Annotated in this window: 19 protein-coding genes, 4 pseudogenes and 1 other annotated feature; of the genes and pseudogenes, 9 read left to right on the forward strand and 14 right to left on the reverse strand. The window is 71.6% G+C overall.

Translation table 11 applies throughout. The annotated features are described in order from the left end of the window. Positions 1 to 220: 220 nt before the first annotated feature. Positions 221 to 454: pseudogene (locus ACL02T_RS17365) on the reverse strand (dimethylsulfone monooxygenase SfnG); the annotation flags it as partial. A gap of 58 nt (positions 455 to 512) precedes the next feature. Further along, positions 513 to 1,361: an alpha/beta fold hydrolase gene (locus ACL02T_RS17370; protein ID WP_412831859.1), complete on the reverse strand. Its 849-nt coding sequence runs from the start codon at positions 1,359 to 1,361 to the stop codon at positions 513 to 515. Positions 1,362 to 1,554: 193 nt separating this feature from the next. On the opposite strand from ACL02T_RS17370, the pseudogene ACL02T_RS17375 reads away from it, so the two are divergent. After that, positions 1,555 to 2,172: pseudogene (locus ACL02T_RS17375) on the forward strand (IS3 family transposase); the annotation flags it as partial. Next, positions 1,845 to 1,971: a sequence feature (AL1L pseudoknot), on the forward strand. (Overlaps the previous pseudogene by 127 nt.) A 364-nt stretch (positions 2,173 to 2,536) precedes the next feature. On the opposite strand, the pseudogene ACL02T_RS17380 reads toward ACL02T_RS17375, so the two are convergent. Beyond that, positions 2,537 to 2,697 (reverse strand): annotated as a pseudogene (locus ACL02T_RS17380) (IS30 family transposase); the annotation flags it as partial. Between ACL02T_RS17380 and ACL02T_RS17385 the strand changes: the two are divergent. Both ACL02T_RS17385 and ACL02T_RS17390 read left to right on the forward strand, forming a co-directional pair. Next, the gene (locus ACL02T_RS17385; RefSeq protein ID WP_412831863.1) at positions 2,626 to 2,799 is read left to right on the forward strand and encodes a hypothetical protein; all 174 of its coding nucleotides are present in this window, start codon (positions 2,626 to 2,628) and stop codon (positions 2,797 to 2,799) included. The pseudogene ACL02T_RS17380 and the gene ACL02T_RS17385 sit on opposite strands and share 72 nt — an antisense overlap. Before the next feature lie 51 nt (positions 2,800 to 2,850). Continuing rightward, positions 2,851 to 3,408 (forward strand): annotated as a pseudogene (locus ACL02T_RS17390) (TetR/AcrR family transcriptional regulator); the annotation flags it as partial. Here ACL02T_RS17390 and ACL02T_RS17395 read toward each other — a convergent pair. The 8 genes from ACL02T_RS17395 to ACL02T_RS17430 are packed head-to-tail and all read right to left on the reverse strand — an operon-like array spanning position 3,387 to position 12,097. After that, positions 3,387 to 4,928, reverse strand: a complete 1,542-nt coding sequence (locus ACL02T_RS17395; RefSeq protein ID WP_412831767.1) for a phosphotransferase — start codon at positions 4,926 to 4,928, stop codon at positions 3,387 to 3,389. The pseudogene ACL02T_RS17390 and the gene ACL02T_RS17395 overlap by 22 nt on opposite strands. Before the next feature lie 3 nt (positions 4,929 to 4,931). Next, on the reverse strand, positions 4,932 to 6,002 hold the full coding sequence (locus ACL02T_RS17400; RefSeq protein WP_412831768.1) for an Rv3169 family protein: 1,071 nt from the start codon (positions 6,000 to 6,002) through the stop codon (positions 4,932 to 4,934). After that, a complete protein-coding gene (locus tag ACL02T_RS17405; protein ID WP_412831769.1) occupies positions 5,999 to 7,564 on the reverse strand; it encodes an AMP-binding protein in 1,566 nt (521 codons plus the stop codon). Before ACL02T_RS17405 ends, ACL02T_RS17400 begins: the two co-directional genes overlap by 4 nt. Before the next feature lie 9 nt (positions 7,565 to 7,573). Then, positions 7,574 to 8,278: an ABC transporter ATP-binding protein gene (locus tag ACL02T_RS17410; RefSeq protein ID WP_412831770.1), complete on the reverse strand. Its 705-nt coding sequence runs from the start codon at positions 8,276 to 8,278 to the stop codon at positions 7,574 to 7,576. Further along, a complete protein-coding gene (locus ACL02T_RS17415; RefSeq protein WP_412831771.1) occupies positions 8,271 to 9,035 on the reverse strand; it encodes an ABC transporter ATP-binding protein in 765 nt (254 codons plus the stop codon). Before ACL02T_RS17415 ends, ACL02T_RS17410 begins: the two co-directional genes overlap by 8 nt. Then, positions 9,032 to 10,036, reverse strand: a complete 1,005-nt coding sequence (locus ACL02T_RS17420) for a branched-chain amino acid ABC transporter permease (protein WP_412831772.1) — start codon at positions 10,034 to 10,036, stop codon at positions 9,032 to 9,034. Before ACL02T_RS17420 ends, ACL02T_RS17415 begins: the two co-directional genes overlap by 4 nt. 5 nt (positions 10,037 to 10,041) lie before the next feature. Next, positions 10,042 to 10,914, reverse strand: a complete 873-nt coding sequence (locus ACL02T_RS17425; protein WP_412831773.1) for a branched-chain amino acid ABC transporter permease — start codon at positions 10,912 to 10,914, stop codon at positions 10,042 to 10,044. A gap of 4 nt (positions 10,915 to 10,918) precedes the next feature. Beyond that, positions 10,919 to 12,097, reverse strand: a complete 1,179-nt coding sequence (locus ACL02T_RS17430) for an ABC transporter substrate-binding protein (RefSeq protein ID WP_412831774.1) — start codon at positions 12,095 to 12,097, stop codon at positions 10,919 to 10,921. A gap of 261 nt (positions 12,098 to 12,358) precedes the next feature. Between ACL02T_RS17430 and ACL02T_RS17435 the strand changes: the two genes are divergently transcribed. Beyond that, on the forward strand, positions 12,359 to 14,065 hold the full coding sequence (locus tag ACL02T_RS17435; RefSeq protein ID WP_412831775.1) for a sigma-54-dependent Fis family transcriptional regulator: 1,707 nt from the start codon (positions 12,359 to 12,361) through the stop codon (positions 14,063 to 14,065). A gap of 69 nt (positions 14,066 to 14,134) precedes the next feature. On the opposite strand, the gene ACL02T_RS17440 is transcribed toward ACL02T_RS17435, so the two are convergent. Genes ACL02T_RS17440 through ACL02T_RS17450 form a run of 3 tightly spaced genes read right to left on the reverse strand, consistent with a single transcriptional unit; the run spans position 14,135 to position 18,415 of the window. Next, on the reverse strand, positions 14,135 to 15,823 hold the full coding sequence (locus tag ACL02T_RS17440; protein WP_412831776.1) for a class I adenylate-forming enzyme family protein: 1,689 nt from the start codon (positions 15,821 to 15,823) through the stop codon (positions 14,135 to 14,137). 28 nt (positions 15,824 to 15,851) lie between these two features. Further along, complete coding sequence (locus tag ACL02T_RS17445) at positions 15,852 to 16,763, reverse strand: enoyl-CoA hydratase-related protein (protein WP_412831777.1); 912 nt, start codon at positions 16,761 to 16,763, stop codon at positions 15,852 to 15,854. After that, positions 16,760 to 18,415 carry a class I adenylate-forming enzyme family protein gene (locus ACL02T_RS17450; RefSeq protein WP_412831778.1) on the reverse strand — a complete coding sequence of 552 codons (1,656 nt, stop codon included), beginning with the start codon at positions 18,413 to 18,415 and terminating at the stop codon, positions 16,760 to 16,762. Before ACL02T_RS17450 ends, ACL02T_RS17445 begins: the two co-directional genes overlap by 4 nt. A gap of 293 nt (positions 18,416 to 18,708) precedes the next feature. Between ACL02T_RS17450 and ACL02T_RS17455 the strand changes: the two genes are divergently transcribed. The 5 genes from ACL02T_RS17455 to ACL02T_RS17475 all read left to right on the forward strand — a co-directional run bounded on the left by ACL02T_RS17455 (position 18,709) and on the right by ACL02T_RS17475 (position 23,804). Next, a complete protein-coding gene (locus ACL02T_RS17455; protein WP_412831779.1) occupies positions 18,709 to 19,680 on the forward strand; it encodes a cyclase family protein in 972 nt (323 codons plus the stop codon). 27 nt (positions 19,681 to 19,707) lie between these two features. Beyond that, on the forward strand, positions 19,708 to 20,487 hold the full coding sequence (locus ACL02T_RS17460; RefSeq protein WP_412831780.1) for an SDR family NAD(P)-dependent oxidoreductase: 780 nt from the start codon (positions 19,708 to 19,710) through the stop codon (positions 20,485 to 20,487). A gap of 106 nt (positions 20,488 to 20,593) precedes the next feature. Then, the gene (locus ACL02T_RS17465; protein ID WP_412831781.1) at positions 20,594 to 22,243 is read left to right on the forward strand and encodes a flavin-containing monooxygenase; all 1,650 of its coding nucleotides are present in this window, start codon (positions 20,594 to 20,596) and stop codon (positions 22,241 to 22,243) included. A gap of 62 nt (positions 22,244 to 22,305) precedes the next feature. Then, the gene (locus tag ACL02T_RS17470; RefSeq protein ID WP_412831782.1) at positions 22,306 to 23,073 is read left to right on the forward strand and encodes an SDR family NAD(P)-dependent oxidoreductase; all 768 of its coding nucleotides are present in this window, start codon (positions 22,306 to 22,308) and stop codon (positions 23,071 to 23,073) included. 98 nt (positions 23,074 to 23,171) lie between these two features. Then, a complete protein-coding gene (locus tag ACL02T_RS17475) occupies positions 23,172 to 23,804 on the forward strand; it encodes a TetR/AcrR family transcriptional regulator (RefSeq protein ID WP_412831783.1) in 633 nt (210 codons plus the stop codon). The last annotated feature ends 140 nt before the right edge of the window (positions 23,805 to 23,944 follow it).

The raw sequence follows: 23,944 nt of genomic DNA on the forward strand, positions 1-23,944 counted from the left end.
GAGGTTCGAAGACGCGTTATGGAAGCATAACGCGCGAAGACGAGTCTCGAAGACGCGTCATGGCTCCCTCACGCGTTCGAACGGCGTGGGGGATCGGTGGGCGGCACCCGGACAGGACTGGGTGACGGCGCGGCGTGGTCGATGTGGCGGCGACGGGACAGCCAGCTGTGGGCCCGCCCGGCCGCCGACCGGACCGCGCCGCGGTCGGCGCGGCACCGGCTCAGGAGCCCGCGACGAGGGCGGGCTCGCGGACGGCGAGCTCCGCCTCCTTCTCGCGCACGATCGGGAGCACGTGCCGCCCGAAGTACTCGATCTCCTCCTGGAAGTGCAGGAAGCCCAGGAGCAACAGGTTCGCCCCGCGCCGCTAGTACTCGATCGCGCGGTCGGTGATCTGCTCCGGCGTGCCGATGAGCTGGGTGCGGAAGCCGTCGTTGTACTGGACGAGCTCCTCGAAGGTTCGACCGGCTCTGGGGCGACGGAACGGCGGTCCGCTGGACGCGTGGGGAGACCTCCTAGAGGGGCGCGTACTCGCGGGTGTGGGCGAGGACGGCCGCCGCGACCGGCTCGACGACGGTCGGGTTGAGCGCGTGCCCCATGCCCGGCACACGGACCAGGCGGCCGGCGCCCAGCGCGCGGGCGAGGTGCCCGGCGTGCGGTGGCGGGTTGACCGGGTCCTCGGGTGCCTCGATGACCAGGGTCGGCACGCTGACGTCGGCCAGTTCGGCGCCGCGGTCCAGCCCGTCCGTGTCCGCGACCGCGTGTGCGGCGGGGTTGTCCGTCCGCCCGGAGTGGGCCACGATCCGCTCCTCCAGCGCGCGGAACCCGGCGGCGTCGAAGGGGGTGCCGGTGCCGTTGAGCAGCCGCCAGTGCTCCACCCGCCAGGCCAGCTCGCCGTCGAGGTCGCGGTCGTCCGTGAACTCGCCCCACATCCGCAGCAGCGTGGGTTCGGGGCCCGGGAGCTCCGGGTCGCCGTAGGCCCCCAGAGCGGCCGTGCACAGGACCGTCGCGGTGAGCAGCCGGTCGGGGTGGTCGAGCAGCAGCAGCTGCACCAGCGTGCCGCCCAGCGACATCCCGGCGACGTGCGCCCGCTCGATGCCGAACGCGTCGAGCACCGCGACGGCGTCGTCGGCGAGGTCGCGCACGGCGTACGGCGCGTCGTCGAAGGCGTGCGTCGAGCGCCCGGTGTCGCGGTGGTCGTACCGGATCACCCGGTGCCGCTCGGCGAGGCGGTCCAGCAGCGCGTCCGGCCACGCCAGCCCCGACGCGTTCGCCCCCATCACCAGCAGCAGCGGCTCGGCGTCCGGCGTCGGGCCCGGGATGTCCTCCGCCCACAGCTGCACGCCCGGGGCCACGTCGACCATGAGTTCCACGCTCCGCACCTTAGGGCCTGCAGATCATCAACTCGCTGTTGTAGTTCGTGTGGGGAGGGTGATGCCTGCGGTGCTGGCGAGGTGGTAGAGGTCGTCGAGCGTGGCCAGCGGGTGTCGGGTGGGCTCGATGGTGAATCGTCCTGGGTGGCGGAGAGGCTCTTGATCTAGCAAGGAGACCGGGGCCGTGGGAGCACCTCGGAAGTTCGATGCGGAGACTCGTGCCCGAGCGGTCCGGCTGTACCTGGACCGTGTGCGTGATCATGGGGAGTCGAAGCTGGCTGCGCGCCGGCATGTGGGCGAGTTGCTGGACATCAACCCCGCGACGCTGCGGAACTGGATCGAGGCCGAGGAACGAGCGGGCGCACCGGCGAAGACGGCCGGAAGCAGTGATTCCGTCGACATGGCCGAGGTGCAGCGTCTTCGCCGCGAGGTCGCGGAGGTGCGGCGGGCGAACGAGATTCTGAAGACTGCGTCCGCGTTTTTGCCCAGGCGGAGCTGGACCGTCGACTCAAAACTCTGCCACATCCACGCCTATCGACGGCGTTTCGGGGTCGAGCCGATCTGTGCCGCGCGGTCTGCGCACGGCATGAAGATCGCCCCGCAGACCTATTATCGATGGCTGGCCCGTCCGGTGCGCCCGGCGGAGCTGGAGGAGGCTTATCTGGTGAATGCGGTCGTCGACCTGTATCGACGCAACAAGTGCGTGTACGGGGTGCGGAAGATGTGGCACGCCGCCCGCCGTGCGGGCCTGGCGGTGGGGCGGGATCAGGTCGGGCGGCCGATGCGGATTGCGGGGGTCCAGGGGGTGCGCCGCGGCCTGCATCAGGTGCGGACCACGACCCGCGACCAGGCCGCGCCACGGCTTCCTGACCTGGTCAAACTCGACTGGAAGGCGCCGAACCGGCCGGATGCGGTCTGGGTCGCGGATTTCACGTATGTGGACGGCGTCCGGGTTCTGCTACGTGTCGTTCGTGACCGATGTGTACTCCCGGCGGGGCCTGGGCTGGAAAGCGTCGACGAGTCGGACCGTCGATCTCGTCACCGCGGGTATGGCGCAGGCGCTCGCCACCCTCGCCGAACGAGCAGCGAGTTCACCACCGACGGTTTGATTCACCATTCCGATGCCGGGTTGCACGGCGGATTCAACCGGTCGTCGCAACACCGACTCAGTGGCGCGAATATAGCACGTCCTCGAGCGCTTCGTGAGGCGTTCTCCATGCGAGTTTCTTGCGCGGTCGGGTGTTTAGTTTAGGGCGTGGGCGACGGCGACCAGTTCCAGCGGACCGTGCCGCGAGATGTCAGTGCCCTTCGGGAAGTACTGTCGGAGCTCCCGGGAGTGTTCACACCTCTGTCGAATCAGGCCACGGCTGCCCTGACAATCCACACCGGCAACGAGGTCATCGTCGACGGCGGCGACACGGTGTTCTGAGAGCCGGACAGCGCGCACGACGCGGTCGTCCGGCCCATTACGGTGGAGATCGTGGAGCAGGGGGCGACGCGGCGGCCGGGTCGTAAGCGCAGCCGGGGGAGTCTCACCGGGACGGCACGGGGGCGGGCTCTCCTCGACCACGCCGCCCGGCTCTTCTACGAGCGCGGGTTCGACGCGACCACGATGCAGGACATCGCGGACGCGCAGGGCGTGCTGAAGGGGAGCCTGTACCACTACATCGACTCGAAGGAGGACATCCTCCTCGCGATCATCGAGCAGACGCACGGGCGAGCCCTCGATGTCGTCGAGCGGTGTCGCCGCTCCGAGGGCGACGCGCTACAGCGGCTGCAGGACCTGATCCTCGGCGTGCTGGAGGTCAACGAGGCCGACCACGTCAAGGTCGCGGTGTTCCTGCACGACTTCCGGGCGCTCGACGGGGAGCGGCGGAGCAGGGTCGTGTCGGCCAGGACCCTCGTCGAGCGGTACCTGCGGGACCTGCTCGAGGAGGGTCAGGCGACCGGACTCGTGCGGTCAGACCTGGACGTGCGGCTGGCGACGATGGGCATCCTGGGCATGCTGAACTGGACCTACGAGTGGTACCGGCCCGGCGGCTCGCTCTCGGCCGGGCAGATCGCCGCGGGGTTCACCCGGCTCGCCGTGGGCGGGCTCGCCCCCCGGGCCGCCGGGGACCCCGGGGGCGAGTACTGACCGTCGCAGGAGGCGGTGCGTTCGGTGACCTCCGGGCCGAGGAAGGGCTCGGACAGGTAGCGGGGGTTGGCGACCTGCAGCGAGAGCCGGACACAGCCGCGGACGGCGCTGACCGCGTCGGGTGTCGGGGAGATGGTTCCGGTTCGCAGCCCCTCGGCGAGCTCGTCGGTCGACCCGACGCCCAGCCCGTCGAGCAGCGTGGCGGCGGCGCGGCGGGCCGCCGCGCCGTGGTCCGCCTCCCGCTCGGCGATACCCAGCAGCGTGGCCGCGACCCGGACGTCGTAGCCCAGGCGGTCGCCGGTTGCCGGCAGCACCGACTCCAGCAGGAACTCTCGCACCGCCGCGATCAACGAGCCGCCCGCCGGAGGATCGAGGAGCCGCGGCGCCCCCGGGCATCGAGGGACCGGGACGGGACCGGGATCAGGCCCGTACAGGAGGTGCAGCAGGTCCCACTCCGCCTCACAGGTGCGACGCCCGACCGCGACGAGCTCGACCGAGCGGCGCCGCCCGCTCAGGTGCAGGGCCGACTGGTTCACGCACATCACCGCCCACTTCAGCGCGCTGAGCACCTCCCACCAGTGCCACCGTTCCGGGTCGACCTCGGTCCCGGTGGCCGCGGTGTAGGCGGCACAGAGCTGGTCTCGGGTGCCGAGTCCCGCGACCGTCTCCGTGCCGCCGAACCGCCAGGCCTTGGTGCACAGCCAGGTGAGGTCCTCCAACGGATCGCCGGCGTGCACGAGCTCCCAGTCCAGGACTGAGGCGATGCCGCCGGGACCCACCATCAGGTTGCCCAGCCGGAAGTCCCCGTGCAGGACGACCGGCCGCGCGGTCGTCGGCCCGGGACGGTGGGCGCGGAGCCAGCCCAGGGCCAGCTCCAGCGCGGGCCTGCCGACGTCGAGGGAGCTCAGCGTCTGCTCACACCATTCGAGGGGATCCTGGGCCCCGAGCCCCGGGACGGCTTCGGTGGGGATCGCGTGGATCGCCGCCAGGATCTCGCCGCTCTGCGCCGCGAAGCGGCTTCGGGCGGCGGCGAGGCGGGGATCCCGACGGATTTGGCGCGGCAGGGTCTCGCCGTCGACCCGCTCCATGACGAGCGCGGGCGCGCCGACCGCGCGGGCGTCGAACGCGGTGGCCACGACCGCGGGCACCGGCACCCCCGCCGCGCGGGCGGCCGCGAGGACCGCCGCCTCGCGGCGCATTCCCTGGTCGTCGGCGGCCGGCGGGTCCCGGCGCAACACGAGACGATGGACCCGCCCGGCGGCTGTGGCGTCGAACGACCAGAGGTCCCTCGACGAGCCGCCCGCCAGCCGCGTCAGCCCGTCGACACGCACCGGTCCCCGGAGAGGCTCGGCGAGCCAGCGGCACAGCCGTTCCCCGAGCTCCGCCTCGTCCGGCGCGGAGCCCTGCGAGGAATCGCTCATCGGTCAGCCGTTCCCGTCGACGGCCGACAGCGGCCGCGGGCGGTAGGTGTAGCGGCGGCTGCGGGTGATGCCGCCCTCGAGGTCGGCGACGTGCTCGCCTCCGCCGTTCAGCGTGGTCCGCATGAGGTGCGCGAACAGGTGCATCGGCTGCTCGGCGAGGATGTCGGCGGTGGGCCGGGACATGTCGATGCGGTGCGCCTCCATGAAGTGCGAGCCGCGGTCGCGCCCCTGCCAGCCCCCGTACCCGATGCCGCCGACGTACCCGCGCAGCAGCCGGTCCCGGTACTCCATCCGGTAGGTGTGGCCGCGGTCGTCGCGGACCTCGACGACACCACCGAGGACGTCGCGGGTCGCCGGGTCCAACCTCAGGTCGTGGCCGACGGCGAGGAGGGGGCGGCGGCCGTCGGCATCGGTCACCGCACCGTCGAAGTAGGACGGTGTCCCGTCGCGGCTCTCCACGTAGATCAGGCAGACGTCCCGGTCGTCGAACTGGTGCTGCAGCCACAGCAGCAGCGCCTCGCCCTCGCGGGCCCGACGCACCCCCCACGAGCGGTCCCGCGACACCAGGAAGCGGTCCGCCGAGAACGACGTCCCGTCGAGCGCCACCCGGCCCTCGCAGACCCCGTGCTGAACGATGTGGTGATAGTCCGAGCCCTTGCCCTCGGCGTTGCCGAACTCGAACTGGCGGTAGTCGACGGGCTCGCGCGGTGCCGTGAAGGTCAGGTCCCAGCCGATGCCGGCGGGGTTGTCCTCGTCGAGGCGCAGCCGCCAGCGCCGCATCGGCTCGACGATCTCGAACCGCAGCGGGCCGATCACCGGGTCGACGAAGTCCTCGGGGGTGGTCTGCCTGCCGAGGCGCAGGATGCGCTGCTCACCGGGGTGCAGGAGGTAGACGATCGAGTCCATCCGGCTGGTCGTGCGGTACTGGCCGAGGCCCGCCCCGAACATCACCTCGCCGTCCGGGGCCTGGATGTTCCAGTAGAAGCGGTCGATCCAGTCCGGGGTGTCGACGACGGTCTCCAGCAGGGGCCGGGGCGTCTGGTGGAGGAAGTAGTCGTCCCACTTCGTGATCACGGGCGGCCTTTCGGGTCGGTCGCGGAGGACAGCTGCTCGCGGAGGACCCGTTTGAGGATCTTCCCCGAGGGATTGAGGGGGAGCCGGTCGGCGAAGACGACGCGGCGGGGGCGTTTGTAGCCGGCCAGCCGGGCGCGGCAGTGGGCCACCAGCTCGTCCTCGTCGGCTTCGAGTCCGGGCCGGAGCTGGACCACGGCGGTGACGGCCTCGCCCCACAGCGGGTCCGGCAGGCCGATGACGGCCGCCTCGGCGACGGCGGGGTGGGTGTATAGCACCTCCTCGACGTCGTGGGCGTACACGTTCTCACCGCCGGTGATGATCATGTCCTTCCTGCGGTCGACGATGCGGAGCACGTCACCGCGCCACCGGCCCAGGTCGCCGGTGTGGAACCAGCCCTCGGCGTCGCGGGCCGGGACGGGCCCGTCCGCGGTCCAGTAGTGCTCGGTCACCTGGTCGCCGCGCACGACGACCTCGCCGACGTCGTCGCCGCGCACGTCCGTGCCCTCGTCGTCGACCACCCGGATCTCGGTCGTCGGCATCGGGCGCCCGACGCACCGCAGCAGGTCCTCGTCGCCGTCCGCGGCCCGGCGGTGGTCGTCGTCGCTGAGGTACACCGCGAGCCCCGACAGCTCGGTCATCCCGAAGCCGGTCCGATAGGAGACGGTCGGCAACCGGTCCATCGCGGCCAGCAGCGTCTCCACCGGCATGTGCGCCGAGCCGTAGTAGACGGTCCGCAGCGAGCTCAGGTCGGCGTCCGCGGCGTCCGGGTGGGCCAGGAGCATCGCCAGCATGGTCGGCGCGATCGTCAGCTCGGTGAGCCTGCGGCTGCCGATCAGCTCCAGGACCCGGCCCGCGTCGAACCGCCGCAGGACGTGCACCGCATCCCCGCGCAGGTGGCTGACCAGCACGGCGTACCCGGCGACGTGGTAGAGCGGCCAGGGGAAGAGGAGCCCGCCGTCGGGCGAGTGACCCCAGCTCAGGGCCGAGTTGAACACCGCGCCCATGATCGAGCGGTGGGTCAGCATCGCGCCCTTCGGCAGCCCGGTGGTCCCGCTCGTGTAGAGCAGCCAGGCCAGGTCCCCGCTCGCGACCGGCCGCGCCGGCTCGGTCCCGGTCGTCCGGCTCAGACAGTCCTCGTAGCCGACGTGCGCGCCGGTGCTGCGGATCCCGTCGAGGACGACGACCCGGAGGTCTCCGCCCGCCGCGAGCCGGTCGGCCTGCAGCTGTTCGGCGATCCCGAGGTAGCGGTGCTGCACGAGGAGGACCGTCGGCGCGGTCGTGCGCACGAGATGGCGCAGCTCCTCGTCGGCCAGCCGATAGTTCAGGAAGGTCAGGCCGCAACCCGCCAGCGGTACGCCGTAGTAGCACTCGACGTACTCGGGGCAGTTCTCGGCGAGCAGGGCCACCCGGTCGCCCGACTGGGTCACGCCGCGCAGGTACGACGCGAGCCTGCCGACGCGGTCCGCCAGCTGGGCGAACGTCAGCTCGGTGTCGTCGCACACGAGGGCGAGCCGGTCCGGCGAGTGGCGCGCCTGCCGGAAGACGATGTCACTGATCAGCACGGTCGGTCCTCAGCGGCCCAGGTAGGTCCCGGCGATCGCGGTGTCGTCACGTAGCGACTCCGCGGAGAGCTCGCGCACGACGCGTCCCTCGTCGAGTAGCAGTGTCCGTTCACAGACTCCTCCGAGCAGCTCGCGGTTCTGTTCCATCAGCAGCAGCGCGACCCCGTCCGTCATGATGGCGCGCAGGGTCTCGGCGAGGGTCCCGACGGCCACGGGGGCGAGACCGAGTGCCGGCTCGTCGAGCACGATCACCGAGGGGTGCTGGACCAGGGCCCTGGCGACGGCCAGCATCTGCTGCTCGCCGCCGCTGAGGCCCGCCGCGCGGTCGTCGATCTTGCGGGCCAGTACGGCGAACCGGTCCCCGACGGCGTCGACGTCCGCCCGGCGCAGCCTCCGGCGGGCACCGTGGGCCGCGGCCAGAAGGTTCTCCCGCACGGTGAGCTGGCCGAACACCAGCCTGCCCTCCGGGACGAGGGACAGGCCCGCGGCGACGCGCCCGCGGACCCCCGTGCGGCTGAGCTCGCGTCCGGACAGCGACACGGTCCCCGCCGTCGCAGCGAGCATCCCGGCGAGGGTGAGCGCGAGACACGACTTGCCGGCGCCGTTGCGGCCCATCACGCCCAGAGCGGACCCGGCGTCGAGGGTGAGCCCGACGTCCGTGAGCACGGTGGTCCCCGCCCGGTAGCCCGCGGCGAGCCCGGTGACCTCAAGCATGGGTGGAGCTCCCCTCGCTGTGGCGGTCCGGCCCCAGGTACGCCTCTCGGACGGCCGGATCGGTGAGGACCGTCGTCGAGTCGTCGTGCGCCACGAGGCTGCCCGCGTTGAGCACGGCGAGCGTCGGGCACAGCCGGGTCACGAACGGCACATCGTGCTCGACGAGACAGACGATCGTCTCCGCGTGTGTCGCCCGGAAGGTCTGCAGGGCGGCTGACAGCTCGACGCGTTCCTCGGTGCTCAGCCCGGCGGCGGGCTCGTCGAGCAGAACGACGCGCGGGCCGGTGGCGGCGGCCCGCGCCACCTCGACGATCTTGCGGACGCCGTAGGGTGCCTCCTCCGGGAGGGTGTGCGCCCAGCGTGCGCAGGCGAACCGGTCGAGCACCTCGTCGGCTCTCCGCTCGGCCCCGGCGCGCCCGCCGCCGCCCAGCCGGGCCCCGACCAGCACGTTCTCCCGCAGCGTCAGCGAGCGGGCGAGCTGGGGGTGTTGGAAGGTCCGCACCACGCCCAGCGCGGAGCGGGCCGCGGGCGCGAGACGGGTCAGGTCGGTGCCGTCGAGCCGGACCGTGCCCGCGCGCGGCCGGTAGAGACCCGACAGGACGTTGAGCATGGTCGTCTTGCCCGAGCCGTTCGGTCCGATCAGGCCCAGCCAGTCGCCGGGCCGGGCGCCGAGGGTCACCTCCTTCAGCGCGTCGACGCCTCCGAAGGACATCACGACCCCGTCGGCGGCGAGGCCACGTGCGGTGGTGTCGATCATGGGCGGGCTCCTCGACGCGAGCGGGACAGGGCGGGCCAGCACCTCTCGACGGCGTCCGAAAGGCCCTTCCCGCCCGCGGCGAGCGCGACGAGCAGGACCAGGCCGAAGACGATCCCGGTGGCCGACGCGGGGACCACCGACTGCAGCTGCGGGGGGAGGGTGCCCACCAGCAGGCCGCCCAGCAGCGCGCCGTACGGGCTGCGCACCCCGCCGACGAGACCGGCGACCAGCAGCGTGATGCTGAGGAACGGATCGAACTGGGTGGGCCCGAGGTAGCCGACCGTCAGAGCGAACAGCACCCCGGCCAGGCCGCAGACCGCCGCCGACACACCCCAGGAGAGGATCTGGACCCGTCGCACGCGATAGCCGAACACGGCCGCCGCGGGCGCCGCCTCGCCGACGACGAGCGCCGCCCGGCCCCAGGAGCCGCGCAACGCGAGCGCCGACCCCACCGCCACGAGCACGTAGACCAGCGACGACAGGACCAGCATGCCGGTCGTCGAGCCGCCCAGGGTGACACCGAGGACCGTGGGATCGACCGGCAGTGCGACACCGGCCGCCCCGCCCGTGAACGGCTGGAGCTCCACGATCAGCGTCGGGACCGCGAACGCGACGGCGAAGGTCACCAGCGCGGTGAAGATCCCGGTCAGCCGGACGACCGGCACGGCCACGATCGTGCCGACGACGGCGGTCCCCGCGATCGCACACAGCGCGGCCGGGACGAGCGGGAGGCCCGCCTGGACGAGAAACGCCATCAGGTAGGCGCCGACCGCGAGCCAGGCCCCCGCCCCGAGGTTGATCTCGCCGAGGGTGGCGGTCACCCAGTTGTTGCCGACGATCGCCACGGCGTAGACGAGCCCGATGCCGAGCGAGTACGCCAGCGAGGCCGTCCCGGTGAGTGCGGCGACGGCCACCGCCGCGGTCACCACCAAGGTGAGCAGCGCCCGCCATCGGACGAGCCCGCGTCCGGTGGTGATCATCGAGGAGAGGGCGGCGTTCATGTGCCTCACACCCTGAGCAGCGGACGGCGGCCGAACAGGCCGTGCGGACGGACGAGGAGCACCGCGACGAGGACGACGAGCACTACCGTGTTGACCAGGTTCTGGCTCAGGTACGCCGCGGCCAGGGTGCTGCCGACGCCGATCACGATGCCGGCCACCAACGCCCCGACGATGCTCTCGAACCCGCCCACGACGATCGCGGCGAAGCTGTAGACCAGCAGGACGGTGACGCTCGTCGGGGAGAGCCCGTACGCCGCCGCCACGAACAGGCCCGCGATCCCGGCCAGGGCGCCCGCGAGCACCCAGCTGAGCCTGCGGAGCCGCGCGGCGGGGATGCCCATGATCTCGGCGGCCGTCCGGTTGTCGTTGACCGCCCGCATCGCCACGCCGGTCCGGGTCCGCGAGAACGCGAGTCCGAGCAGGGCGAAGACGACCACGCAGACGATCGCCGAGACCAGCACCGAGCGGGAGACCCCGACCGCGCCCAGATGGAGGGCCACGTCGTCACCCGCGGAGGGGAAGGGGCGCTGCTCGGCGCCGACGGTCACGTTCTCGACGCCCTGGATGAGGATGCTGACCGCGACCGTCGCCAGGGCGGCGGAGATCAGGCCGAAGCGCTCCATCGGGACCACGACGAGGCCACCGATCAACCCGCCGACGAGGCCGCCCATCACCACGACCGCGACGGCGACGACCGGATACGGCAGGCCCGAACGGTAGAGCCAGAGCCCGAAGAACAGCGCGACGGCGGCGATGTCGCCTTGGGCGAAGCTCACATAGCCGGACGTCCGGTAGATGACCACCAGCCCCGCTCCGGACAGGGCGTAGACCAGCCCGATCGTCACCCCGACGACGATGGTCGTCTGCAGCAGCTCCATCGGCTCAGGCCCCGCCTGCGGCCAGTGGTGCGAAGTCCGCCACGGAGGCGAACGCGCCACCGCGCAGGGTGATGACCTGAGCCGACTTCGCGCCGGTGTGGTCGGTCGCGGTCCAGCGGACGTCCTTGACGTAGTCGTTCTCGATGGTCAGGTTCGCCATGGTCGACAGCAGCTTCTCCCGGGTGACCGGGCCGCCCTGCGCGGCGGCCTTGACGGCCTCGCCGCACCCGACCGCCATCACGTAGCCCTCCATGACGAGCGGGTCGGCGATGTTGGCCTGCGGGTAGTACTTCTGCATCGCGGCGCGGAACGCGGCCGCGTCCGGTCCGCCGTCGAGGGGGAACGGGGTGCTGAAGTACACGCGGTCGTCCAGGTTCGCCTTCACCAGCCCGGTGAGGGCGACGTTCGCGGAGGCGAAGGTGCTGCCCCACCGCGGCTGGTAGCCGATCTGCTCGGCGGCGTTGATCAGCTTCGCCAGCAGCGCCGGTGCCCCGTTGGTGACCACGAAGTCGGCTCCGGCGGCCTTGAGCTTCGCCACCTGCGCGGTGAACGTGGTGGCGGCCGGGTCGAAACCCTCGACCGCGACCGGCTCGATCCCGCTGCGCCGGAGCTGGGCGAGGGCGCCGTCTCGGACCGGCGTGCCGGTCGGGTCGTCGCCGTACAGGACGCCGATCCGGCTCGACCCCAGCGTGTCGTGGCCGAACGCCGTGATCCGGCCACCGAGCGGGCCGTAGTCCGAGATGACCTGGTAGGTCACCGAGTTCAGCAGCGCCGACGAACCGGAGGTCGGGACGGTCGGCACCTTCCGGGCCTCGAGATAGTCCTTGACGGCCGCGTTGTTGGCCGAACCGGTGGTGCCGCACGCCATGACCACGTTCTGCTGCTCGACCAGCTCTCGGGTGACCGCGGGGGTCAACGCCGGGTTGAACTGGTCGTCGCGCACCTCGAAGCGGATCTTGGCGCCGTTGATCCCGCCGGCGTCGTTGATCTCCGAGAAGTGGGCTCGCATGCCGTCGAACACCGCGGCGAGCGCGGCCTGGGGGCCCGTCAGCGGGCCCGCGGCCCCGATGACGATCTCCCCGGTGCCGCTCTGGCCGCCGGAGCCGCAGCCGGCGAGCGTCACCACCGAACAGGCGGCGGCGACTGCGGCCAGGGTGCGGATGAGGGTGGTGCGGGATGGCATAGCGCTCCTCGGGGGATCAGCGTTGATCAGGTAATTGCCCAACCGCTCGTTTGTGCAGAGCACAGCGCCTGAGTACTTCCCTTGTCAAGGGGCTGGGGAGTGCACGCTCCGCCACCAAACGCACGGTCGGTACGCCCCGCGGCCACGTGGGTGCCGAAACGGTCACGGTTCACTCGGACGTGTTGACAGTGTGTCAGTAGATCCGTAGGACGGAGGCGGGTCAGAACCCGACGACGGGTGACCGAGCGACGGAGAAGGTTCATGGTCGAACAGCGGACGGTCGCGCTCGCGAGGGAGCGCTTCCTGGCCGAGGGTGTGCTTCCGGGGCCGAAGCTCGTGCGGCCGGACATCGTCGCGTCCTGGCGGCGGTCGGTGATGCACGGACTGTCGCCGACCGCGGTGCCGCGCCTCCTCCCGGTCGACACCGACTGCCAGGTCGCGCGGGCGTCGCGTCCGGTGCTCGCCGCCCGCGCGCACGCGCTGAGCGGGTTCCAGGCCGGCCTCACGCTGACCGACCAGGAGGGCCGGGTGCTCGAACGCTGGGTCGAGGAGCCCGCGTTCGCCCGCCGCCTCGACGCGCGTTCCGTGCGGCCGGGGGCGTGCATCGCCGAGACCGTCGTCGGGACCAACAGCAGCGGGACGTCGTGCGAGACCGGCGCGGCGGTGATGGTGGCGGGCCACGAGCACTTCTCGACCGGGGCGGTGTCGATGACCACGGCGGGCGCGCCCGTGCGGCACCCGTTGACCCAGCGGATGGTGGGGACCCTCAACGTCACCTGTGCCGAACGCGACACCCACCCGCTGCTCCTGTCCTGGATCCGCGACCTGGTCTACGAGATCGAGGAGAACCTGCTGCGGACCGTCAGCGTCCGCGAGCGGGTGCTGCTGGACGCGTTCCTCCGCAGCAACCAGGACTCGCGCCATCCGGTGCTGTGCCTCGACGCGCGCACCGTGATCGCCAACGCCCCGGCGGCTCGCATGCTCGACGCCGAGGACCAGGCGGCCCTGTGGGAGCTCGGTGCCGCCCGTCTCGCCGGTCGGTCCCCGGGCGTGACCCGCATGCGCCTCGCCGGTGGCCGGGAGGTCGATGTCGAGGTCTCCCCGGTCGGCCGCGCCGGATCCGACGTGGGGGTCCTCGTCGGACTGCAGCCGGTCCAGCCGGGACGCACGGCCCCGGCCGCGGGCAGGCGGCGTGCCTGGCCCGCGTTCCTGAACGACCTGCGGAGCGCCCTCAAGGCCGGGGGGGCGGTGCTGGTCCTCGGCGAGGCGGGCACGGGCAAGCTCGCCGCGGTGCGGCGGGTCCTCGATGCGCCCGCCCCCCTCGAGCTCGACGCCGAGTTCGCCGGTCGTGGCTGGACCGCGCGGTTGGCCGCGGCCTACGACGACCCGCGGCCCCTGCTCCTGCGCAGGCTCGACGGGCTGGACGAGCCCGATGCGGCCGTGACCCTGCGTTGGGTCGGTGAGGAGCGCAGCGCCCCGGTCGTCGCGACCGCGCGCAGCACCGCGGGTACGCCGCCCGCCGCTCTGGCGGCCTGGCCGGGTCCGGTGGTCGCCGCTCCCGCGCTGCGTGAGCGGCCGGAGGACCTCCCAGAGCTCCTGGACGGGCTGACCCGACGGTTCGTGGATGCCGCGCCGCGCCCACGCTGGTCCTCCGAGGCGGTCCAGGTGCTGGGCAGGCAGCCCTGGCAGGCCAACCTGCACACCCTCGCCGCGCTGGTCGAGGTCGTTCTGCGGACGAGGCCCACCGGGCTCGTCCAGCAGACCGACCTGCCCCCGAGCGTGCGCGCCGCCGGGGCTCGCCGGACGCTCAGCAGGCTCGAGGAGGTCGAGACCCGCGCGATCCTGGCGGCGCTGCAGGAGGCGGGTGGCAACAAGGTCAAGGCGGCCCGGACCCTCGGCATCGCCCGGTCCACGCTGTACCGCAAGGTGCGGGCGCTCGGGCTGGACCTGTCCGCGACCACCTTCTGACCCCCGCACCACGGGGGCGTGACTCGCCGGAGCGGGCCAGGGGGCCGTGGCGCGGGGGCGTCGGGTGGCTCAGCGGCCGAGATCGGCCGCCACGCGGTCGCGCAGCTCCCGCTTGAGCACCTTGCCGGTCGCGGTGCGCGGCACGTCGGTGTCGACGATCAGGACGGTCGACGGCACCTTGAACCCGGCGAGCCTGCCCCGCACGTGCTGCTGCAGGTCCTCGGCGGTCGCCTCCGTACCCGGCTGGAGCCGCACGACGGCCGCCACCTCCTCGCCGAGCCGCTCGTGCGGCAGCCCGATCACGACGGCGGTGTGCACGGCCGGGTGCTCGTAGAGCACGGCCTCGACCTCGCCGCAGTAGACGTTCTCGCCTGCCCGGATCACGATGTCCTTCATCCGGTCGACGAGGTAGACCCGGCCCTCCTCGTCCAGCCGGGCGATGTCGCCGCTTCGGTGCCAGCCGTCCACGAACGCCTTGGCGGAGTCCTCCGGCTTGTGCCAGTAGCCGGTGACCACGTTCGGACCGCTGACGAGGAGCTCGCCGGTCTCGCCGGTCGGGACCTCTCGGCCCTTCTCGTCGACGATCTTGATGACGTTCACCGGCATCGGCTTGCCGACGCTGTCGGGGTGCGCCCAGTACTCCTCGCCCGAGATGAGGGTGACCGCCCCCGTCGCCTCGGTCATCCCGTACCCGGTCATGGCGGCGACCCGGCCACCGAACTCCGACCTGATCCGCAGCACCCGCTCCGGCGGAGCGGCGGTGGCTGCGAAACCGTAGGAGACGAGGCTGGACAGGTCCCGCGTCTTGAGCGACGGCGAGTTGAGGAGGGCGGTCACCATCAGCGGGACGCCGGACATCGCGGTGATGTGCTCGCGCTCGATCAGCTCGAGGCTCAGCTCGGGGTCCCACTTGTAGGTCGCGACCAGCTTGCCACCGGTGTTCCACGTGGTCACGACCGAGATCATCTGACTGATGTGGAAGAACGGCATGTTGGCGAGCGTCGCGGGTTGCGGCGCCGCCGGATCCGGCTCGACGCCCGCCGCCCGGCCGAGCGCGGCCGCCTGGATGACCATGTTCAGCAGGTCGGTCTGGTGGTTGCGGTGGGTCTGGGGTACCCCACGGGCCCGACCCGTGGTGCCGGACGTGTAGAGGATCGTGGCGAGGTCCTCGGGTTCGATCTCGACCTCCGGGAGCTCCGCCGCCGGGTCGAACCGTGCCCGGACGTCCTCCCAACGCTCGACGCCGTCGACGTCCTCGTCCGCCTTCAGGGAGACGACCCCGCGCAGCCCGAGACCCGGCAGCCGGTCGCGCAGCAGGGCGAGCCGATCTCCGTCGACGGCAAGGGCCACCGCGCCGCTGTCCTCGATGCCGTAGACCATCTCGTCGACGCTCCACCAGGCGTTCAACGGCACCAGGACCGCGCCGATACTCGGTACGGCCCAGAAGAAGAACAGGAACTCCGGGTAATTGCGGGCGGCGATCGCGACCCGGTCGCCGGGCCGGATGCCGTAGGTGGTGCGCAGCTCGTGGGCGAGTCCGGAGATGATCCGGTAGCACTGCTCGAACGTGTACCGTTCGTCCTGGTACACGATCCACTCACGGTCGCCGAACGTGTGGCCCAGGTGCACCATCTCGGCGAAGTTGTGCGGACCGACGGCGAAGGCCCGCATCGTCCGGCCGTTGATCGTCTGCTCACGGATCTCGTAGGGCGCGCCCGGTGCGCTGAGCTCGGCGAGTGCTTCATCGACAGTCGTCACGAACGGTTCTCCTTCAGGGGAAGCACGGTCAAGCCTGTGCGGGGGGCTGTTTCGGGGCGGCGCCGTAGTCGCCGTACGGGCCGTCCCGCCAGGCGAGAGCGGCGCGGACGCCGTCTCGTACGACGCGGTCGCGCCATTCGTAGGCGGACTCGGTCCCGGCCATCAGGGCGTCGTACGCCGTGAGGGACTCGATGTCGGAGTACAGGCCCATGTTCTCGTAGAACTTGTTGACCCCGGCCTTGAGCAGGGCGAGATAGTCGCTGCTGAGGTTCGCCACCCGGTCGGCGAGCGCGATCGTGCGCTCCTCCAGCTCGGCCTCCGGCCACACGTGGTTCACCAGGCCGAGGCGGGCGGCCTCCTCGCCGTCGAACTCGTCGCCGGTGTACCAGAGCTCCTTGGCCTTGCGCATGCCGATCACCAGCGGGAGGAGCATGCCGTTGCGGGCGACGCCGAGCCCCCGGTGACCCGGGTGCCCGAAGCGGCAGTCCGTCGACGCCGTGACGAGGTCCGCCATCATCGCGAACTCCAACCCGCCCGCGATGCAGTAGCCGTGGGCCTGGACGATGGTCACCTTGCCCATCCGGAACAGGTACATCTGGACGTCCGCCACCTGCCGGAGCATCAGCGCGACGTTGACGTTGAGCGGGCGGCCCTCGTCGTCGACGGTCCGGAAGCGGGCCCCGGGGCTCAGCGCCGACTCCGGCTGCGGTTCGGAGATGTCGTGGCCGGTGCAGAAGGCGCGGCCGGCGCCACGGAGGATCACCGCGCGCACGGCGTGGTCCGCCTCCAGTGCCCGCAGTGCCCCGTGCAGCTCGAACGCGAGGGTGGGGGAGATGGCGTTGAGCTTGTCCGGGCGGTTCAGCGTGATCCGGGCGACCCGCCCGTCCGTGCCCACTCGGTCCAGCAGCAGGGTCTCGTACGCGGGTTTCGGGGGCGTCATCGACTTCCTTCGGGGCTGAGGTTCGCGACCATCTCCTTGAGACGCCGCTTGTCCGGTTTGCCGGAGCCGAGCCAGGGGAGGGCCCCGACGTCCACCACGATCCATCGGGTGGGGACCTTGTACGCGGAGAGCAGCTCGCGGGCGCGGACGGTGAGCCGGGAAGGCTCGAGACCGTGGCCCGGCGCGGGCGCGACGACCGCGACGACCTCCTCGCCGCGCTGCGGATCCGGGAGGCCGAAGACGATGCAGTGCGCCACCTCCGGGAGCTCCTCGACGGCGAGCTCGACCTCCCGCGGGGCCACGTTCGCGCCTGCGGTCTTGATCATGTCGGTGAAGCGGCCGCGGTAGAAGAGCCTGCCGTCGCCCGGAACCTGGAAGACCTTGTCCCCGGTGTGGTACCAGCCGTCCCGGTCGAAGACGTCCGCCCGCTCCCGCCCGTAGTAGCCCGCCATCACGCCGCGGCCGCGCACGTGGAGCTCGCCGTCCGCGCCCGGCGGTACCGTCCGGCCGGTCTCGGGGTCGACGATCCTCGCATCGATCCCGACGAAGGTGCCCATCGTCTCGGTCATCCCGCGGTGCGCGGGCACGCCGGGCTCCGGCGTGCCGACGGTTGCGACGTCGACGGGGCCGTCGGTGACGAACGGTGCCGAGCTCAGGTCGCGCACGGCGAAGTCAGGGTGGGCGCGCAGTTGCTGGACCAGGGTCGGCCAGCCGATCAGATAGGTGGCCCGCTCGCGCTCGATCAGCTCGAGGGCGACACCTGCGTCGAACCTCTCCATGATCAGCAGTGGGATCGCGCCCAGGAGCGAACCGGCGAGGGTCAGAATGCCGCCGACCCAGAAGAACGGCATTCCGCACACGATCTTCGGAGGCCGGCCGGCCGCGGTCTCACGGACCCCTGCGGCTAGCAGCGTGCTCTGGCCGAGCACGGACGCGTGGGTGTGCACGATGCCCTTCGGCTCGGCGCTGGACCCGGAGGTGTACACGACCACCGCGAGGTCGGCCGGGACGACCAGGTCCTCCGCCGCCGCCAGCAGGTCGGCACCGACCGCGTCGTCCTCCGCCTCGGCGAACAGGTCCACCGGCTCGGCCCACGCCGGCGTCTCGCCGCCGGACATCCACACCGACCGCAGGAAGGGCGCCTCGCGCAGGGCGAGCGCGGTGTCGCAGGCGTCGGCGAGGGAGGGCAGGGCCTCGGTCAGCACCGTCGCGGTGTCGTGGCCGACCACGGTGCGTCCGGTCACGAGGACGTGCACGTCGCCCGAGCGCAGGACGCGACCGAGCTCGCGCGGCGCGTACAGGGTGCTGAACGGCAGGACCAGCGCGCCGATCCGGCTGGCCGCGAGCCACGCCACGACCCACTCGTGGCTGTAGGAGTAGTAGAGCCCGACGCGGGTGCCCTTGCCGATGCCCCGGGCGAGCATGCGCCTGGCGAGGTCGGCCGAGGCCTTCTCGAGCTCGGCGTAGGTCATCCGCCGCTCGAGGGAGACGACGAACTGCGTGTCGCCGTCGGCGCGGGCCCGTTCGCGGAGCGCCTGGCCGATCGTGGCCCGGAACCCGAGGTCCAGGGGATCGTGGGCTGCAGGTCCGGCGGGCACGAGGGGGCTCGCAGCGGGTGCTGCCGGAGCCTCGATGATCCGGTGGGCGTGCACGCGGTACTCCTCGGATGCGAGCCGGGGTGTCCAGCTCTTGGCAGGACGGCCTGCCCGGGCCGAGAGGCGGTCGCGGGCCGACGAGCAGGACGGTATTCCGTACGGAATCCGGATGCAATAGCCTCTCGGTGGCCGGCTCGGAATTCGGAATCTCCTGCTCCCGACCCATTGCGAACGGAGACCGGACGAATTACGTTGTGACCCACATCGCAGCCGGGGTCCCTCGCGACGTGCGTCGACGGGCCGGTCCGCCATGGCCGGGGTTCATCCACATCAGCAGTGAGGAGCGCAGCGTGGAGCTCGACGACAAGGTGCTGAACCGCCGCACCTATGACAGGGACGCCGTGGAGAAGATCGCGGAGGGGTACCGGACCTGGGGGCGATGGGGACCGGACGACGAGCTGGGAGCCGGCAACCACGTCACCCCCGAGCGGATCGCGGCGGCCGCCGCGCTCGTCCGCTCCGGTCGCGTGTTCTCGATGGCGTTGCCCCTCGACGTGAACGGCCCGATGTTCGCGCGGAACACGAGGGTCAACCCGCAGCACGTCATGCTCGTGACCCCGCACGACCAGCTGATGCCCGAGGGGAGCAAGCAGGCCTTCAGCGACGACGCCGTGTACATGCCGCTGCAGTGCTCCACCCAGTGGGACGCCCTGTGTCACCTGCTCTACGACGGCAAGGCGTACAACGACCGCGACCTCGACAGCGTCAACAACGTCCAGGGCGCGGTCTACAACAGCATCACCAACATCAAGACGCGGGCCATCGGCCGCGGCGTCCTCCTGGACATCCCGCGCTTCCTGGGCCGGGACTGGCTCGAGACCGGCGAGGCCATCCAGGGCGAGGACCTGGAGCGCTGCGCCGACAAGCAGGGTGTCGAGGTCGGGGAGGGCGACTTCGTGCTCGTGCGCACCGGGCAGCTCGCGCAGCGCCGGGCGTCCGGCGACTGGGGCGACTACGCGGGCGGGCCCGCGCCCGGGCTGGGGGTCAGCGCCGCGGACTTCCTCTGCCCCCGCAACGTGGTCGCGGTCGCCACCGACACCTGGGGCATCGAGGCGCTGCCCTACGAGGCGCCCGAGATCATGGCGCCGCTGCACATCATCCTGCTGGTCAACGCGGGCATCTACATCGGTGAGATGTGGGACATGGAGGCGCTGGCCGAGGACTGCGCCGCCGACGGCGTGTACGAGTTCTTCCTCACCGCGCCGCCGCTGACCATCACCGGCGCGGTGGGATCTCCGCTGAACCCCCTCGCCATCAAGTAGCACACCACAGAAGGGGAATGCGTGGACATGACGGACAACAGAGTCGCGTTGGTGACGGGGTCGAGCGGGGGCATCGGGCGGGCCATCGCCCTGCGCCTGGCCCGGGCTGGCCTGCACGTGGCCGTGACCGCCCGCACGGACGACCGCTACCCCGGCACGATCCTCGAGACGGTCGCGATGATCGAAGCCCAGGGCGGTCGTGCCACGCCGTTCGAGTGCGACCTGTCGGTGCGTGAGGACCGGCTCGGTCTGGTCGGACGGGTCGTCGACGAGGTCGGCGACGTCGACGTGCTCGTCAACAACGCGGCGGTGTCCACGATGCTGCCCCTGGCCACGTTCCCGGAGCGCCGTTTCAACCTCATGATCGACGTCCAGGTCCGGGCTCCGCTCGAGCTCAGCCAAGGCGTCCTGCCCGGCATGCGGCGCAAGGGTAGGGGCTGGATCGTCAACATCAGCTCTCCCGGGGCGCGGCACCCGCAGCTGGAGAAGGGGGTCGGCGAGGACGTCAGCCGCACCACCGTCTACGGGATGTGCAAGGCCGCCATCGAGCGCTTCTCGACCGGACTGGCGGCCGAGGTCTTCGAGGACGGGATCGACGTCGTCGCCCTCGCCCCCACGGACGTCGTCGCCACCTTCGGCGCCAAGGCGTTCTTCGACATGGACGACTACCGGCTCGAGCCGCCGGAGGTCATGGCCGAGGCGGTCGCGGTGCTGATCGACCCCGCCACGCCGAGGCGGACCGGCGAGATCCTCTACAGCCAGGACGTCGTCCCGCACCCGACGGAGTCGGTCGCGTCGGGTTCGTGAGGCTCTCGGGCGTGGAGCCCACCGCCCCGCGCCCTTCGTTCGGCGGCTCGCGGTACACCCCCGTTCCGCGGGTCGAACCGCCGTATCAGAGAGGACAGGGAATCCGATGCAACCAGCGCAGGCGACCACGGATCACGACGTCATCGTCGTGGGAGCGGGGTTCGCGGGACTGAACGCGATCCATCGCTTCACCAAGGAGGGGTTCGACGTCCTCGGCGTCGAGACGGCCGGTGACCTCGGTGGGACCTGGTACTGGAACCGATACCCCGGCGCCCGGGTCGACATCGAGAGCGTCGAGTACTCCTACGGGTTCGACGAGGACATCCAGCAGGAGTGGCGCTGGCCTCTGCGCTACTCCTACCGGGAGACCGTGATCGAGTACCTGAACTGGGTGGCCGACCGGCTCGACCTGCGTCGACACATCCGCTTCGACACCCGCGTCGCGTCGCTGGAGTTCGACGAACCCTCCGCGACCTGGGCGATGACGACCGCTCGGGGCGAGCGGATCACGGCTCGTTTCGTCGTGCTGGCCGTCGGGTTCCTCTCCGCGGTCAACCTTCCCGAGATCGAGGGCCTCGAGACCTTCGCGGGGAAGCTGGTGCACAGCGGGGCCTGGCCGACCGAGGGCGTCGAGCTGGCGGGCAAGCGGGTCGGCGTCCTCGGCGCCGGCGCGTCGGCGGTACAGATGATGCCGGTGATCGCGGAGGAGGCGGCGCACCTCACGGCCTTCCAGCGCACCCCGAACTGGTGCTTCCCGATACGCAACGAGCCGATCGACGACGAGTACGACGCCTTCGTGAAGGAGAACTACGCCGAGATCCGGGAGCGAGAGTACCGTGACGGGATCGCGGGGATGATCTTGGTGAACAAGAAGATCCGGCTGCCCAACGTGGGCAGCGCCCTCGACGCGACCCCGGAGGAGCGCGAGGCGACGTACGAGGAGATCTACCAGGCGGGCGGTCCTCACCTGGCCTTCAGCTATGGCGACATCTCCCTCGACCTCGACGCGAACGCCACCATCCGCGAGTTCCTGACCAAGAAGATCCTCGAGACGGTCCGGGACCCGGAGGTCGCCCGCAAGTTGATCCCGGCCCACCCGGCGTACGCGAAAAGGCCGCCCGGTGTGACGGGCTACTACGAGATGTTCAACCGGGACAACGTCTCGCTCGAGGCGCTGCTGGAGGATCCGATCGACCGAATCACCGAGTCCGGCGTCCGGATGGCGAGCGGCCGGGAGATCCCCCTCGACGTGCTGATCTTCGCCACGGGCTTCGACAGCGGCGCGGGCGGCGCCCTGCGGATCGACATCCGCGGTCGCGGCGGCGAGTCCCTCAACGACCACTGGAAGTCCGGCGTCGTCAGCCACCTGGGCCTCATGACCGACGGGTTCCCGAACCTGTTCGTGCTCAACGGCGCCCGCAGTCCCTCCGCCTTCTTCTCCCCGCCGCTGCTCGCGGACTGGCAGAGCCGCCACGTCCTGCGACTCATCCAGGAGATGGACGCCCGGGGGGCCCGGGCGATCGAGCCCACGGTGGAGGCGGAGCGGGACTACGGGGCCTTCATCGACGAGATCGGGAACGCGACCGTCATCCCGCACGCCCAGGGCTGGTGGATGGGGGACAACATCCCCGGCAAGCCCCGCGAGATCCAGGCCTACGTCGGGCCGTTCCCGCTCTACGCGGAACGCGCGGAGGCCGCCCTGGCCGACGACCTGAAGGGGTTCCGGCTCGACCGGGCCGCCGAACCCGCAGCATGACCCCCGGGCGGCCCCAGGATGCCGGGGCAGCCCTCCCCTCGCTGTACGAACGGAGACCGCACATGCCCTACGCCCCTTTCGACCTCACCGGGAAGGTCGCCCTCGTCACCGGCGGCAGCAGTGGGATCGGCCTGGGGATGGCGGAGGCCCTCGCCTCCGCGGGAGCCGACATCGCCATCTGGGACCGCGACGAGTCCCGGGCCGAGCAGGCCCGGGCCCGCCTCGCCCCCAGCGGCCGGAAGGTCTCCGTCCGCGCCGTCGACGTCAGCATGGAGGAGGCCGTCGTCGAGGCCGCCCGGGCTACCGTCGAGGAGTTCGGACGGCTCGACGCCGTCTTCGCCAACGCAGGCTTCGGCTGGCGCACACCGTTCCTGGAGCTGCGGGCCGAGGACTACCGCAGGGTGGTCGGTACGTCGCTCGACGGAGCCGTCTGGACCCTGCGGGAGACCGTCCGGCACATGGTCGACCGGGCGAAGGCGGGAGACCCGGGCGGTTCCGTCGTGGTGACGGCGAGCACGGCGGCGACCGAGGGGGCGTACCGGAGCCAGTCCTACGCGGCGGCGAAGGGCGGCGTCATCTCCGTGGTGAAGGCCGTGGCCGTGGAGTTCGCGCGGTACGGCGTGCGGGCCAACTCGATCCTGCCGGGCTGGACGAAGACGGCGATCATGGACGAGGAGCGTTTCGGGTCGCTGATCGACACACGGGTGCCGATGAAACGGTGGGGGACACCTGCGGACTTCGGTGGCCTTGCCGTCTACCTGGCCTCGGACGCCTCGTCCTTCCACACCGGCGACTCACTCGTGGTCGACGGCGGGTACACGATCTTCTGAGCCCCGTCGGCGCCGAGGCGGCGCAGCGGGAGGGGGATATCCTGCTCTGCGTGCACCGCGCCGAACGGGCGTCGAGCACACCGGGTGAGGGAGCGCGCATGAAGGTCGACGGCTCGCCGGGCGCCTCGGTCGGGCGGAAGCGCGATCCACGGATCGAGCCCCTGGTGACCGCGGCCGCGGTCACGGTGTATGCGCGTGACGGATGGGCGGGGTTCTCGTTCGAGGCCGTCGCCCGCGAAGCGGGGGTCGGGAAGCCCGCACTGTACCGGCGGTGGGAGTCGCGCGAGGAACTACTGGTGCAGGCCATGGACACGCTGCGGCTGCCCACGGCCATCGACGTCGGCTCGCTGCGAGCCGACCTGCTCGACTACGCCTACCAGTGGGTCGAGTGGTACTCCGACCAGTCCCGCGGCCTGGCCGCGCTGCGGCTGGCTGCCGACACGATCAGCAACCCCCCGCTCAACGAGGTGCACAAGCGGCTGATCGTGAGGCCGCGCACGGAGGCCGCGCGGGAGATCACGCGCCGCGCCATCGACCGGGGTGAGGTCGCCGACACCCTGCACTCGGCCACGGCGATCGAGCTGCTGGTCGGCGCCATGCAGATCCACTGGATGTACACGAAGGAGTCGTCGCTCCCGGAGATGCGCCGCACCTTCCGGGCCCACGCCGAGCGACTCGTGGACATCATCGTCGCGGGGACGGGCGCCATCGCGTCCGGACGCCCCGACTGACGAACGCAGCAGGTGACGTCCCATTGCGGACGTCAATCGTACGTATTACTCTCAGTTCGGCGCGAACGCCGGGGCGGAGCTGTCCCCGGCGCCTCGCCCGACGCGCGCGATCTCGACCTCGTCGTGGTGGTGCGATCGCT

Origin of the sequence: Pseudonocardia oceanicola (assembly GCF_047200735.1) — a bacterium.
In the GTDB taxonomy this organism is placed as follows: domain Bacteria; phylum Actinomycetota; class Actinomycetes; order Mycobacteriales; family Pseudonocardiaceae; genus Pseudonocardia.

What these genes read in the sequence shown, in the direction of transcription:
- ACL02T_RS17370 (WP_412831859.1), bottom strand. Translation starts at nt 1,361, where the DNA reads ATGGTCGACGTGGCCCCGGGCGTGCAGCTGTGGGCGGAGGACATCCCG.
- ACL02T_RS17395 (WP_412831767.1), bottom strand. Translation starts at nt 4,928, where the DNA reads ATGAGCGATTCCTCGCAGGGCTCCGCGCCGGACGAGGCGGAGCTCGGG.
- ACL02T_RS17410 (WP_412831770.1), bottom strand. Translation starts at nt 8,278, where the DNA reads ATGCTTGAGGTCACCGGGCTCGCCGCGGGCTACCGGGCGGGGACCACC.
- ACL02T_RS17415 (WP_412831771.1), bottom strand. Translation starts at nt 9,035, where the DNA reads ATGATCGACACCACCGCACGTGGCCTCGCCGCCGACGGGGTCGTGATG.
- ACL02T_RS17420 (WP_412831772.1), bottom strand. Translation starts at nt 10,036, where the DNA reads ATGAACGCCGCCCTCTCCTCGATGATCACCACCGGACGCGGGCTCGTC.
- ACL02T_RS17425 (WP_412831773.1), bottom strand. Translation starts at nt 10,914, where the DNA reads ATGGAGCTGCTGCAGACGACCATCGTCGTCGGGGTGACGATCGGGCTG.
- ACL02T_RS17430 (WP_412831774.1), bottom strand. Translation starts at nt 12,097, where the DNA reads ATGCCATCCCGCACCACCCTCATCCGCACCCTGGCCGCAGTCGCCGCC.
- ACL02T_RS17435 (WP_412831775.1), top strand. Translation starts at nt 12,359, where the DNA reads ATGGTCGAACAGCGGACGGTCGCGCTCGCGAGGGAGCGCTTCCTGGCC.
- ACL02T_RS17445 (WP_412831777.1), bottom strand. Translation starts at nt 16,763, where the DNA reads ATGACGCCCCCGAAACCCGCGTACGAGACCCTGCTGCTGGACCGAGTG.
- ACL02T_RS17460 (WP_412831780.1), top strand. Translation starts at nt 19,708, where the DNA reads ATGACGGACAACAGAGTCGCGTTGGTGACGGGGTCGAGCGGGGGCATC.
- ACL02T_RS17465 (WP_412831781.1), top strand. Translation starts at nt 20,594, where the DNA reads ATGCAACCAGCGCAGGCGACCACGGATCACGACGTCATCGTCGTGGGA.
- ACL02T_RS17470 (WP_412831782.1), top strand. Translation starts at nt 22,306, where the DNA reads ATGCCCTACGCCCCTTTCGACCTCACCGGGAAGGTCGCCCTCGTCACC.
- ACL02T_RS17475 (WP_412831783.1), top strand. Translation starts at nt 23,172, where the DNA reads ATGAAGGTCGACGGCTCGCCGGGCGCCTCGGTCGGGCGGAAGCGCGAT.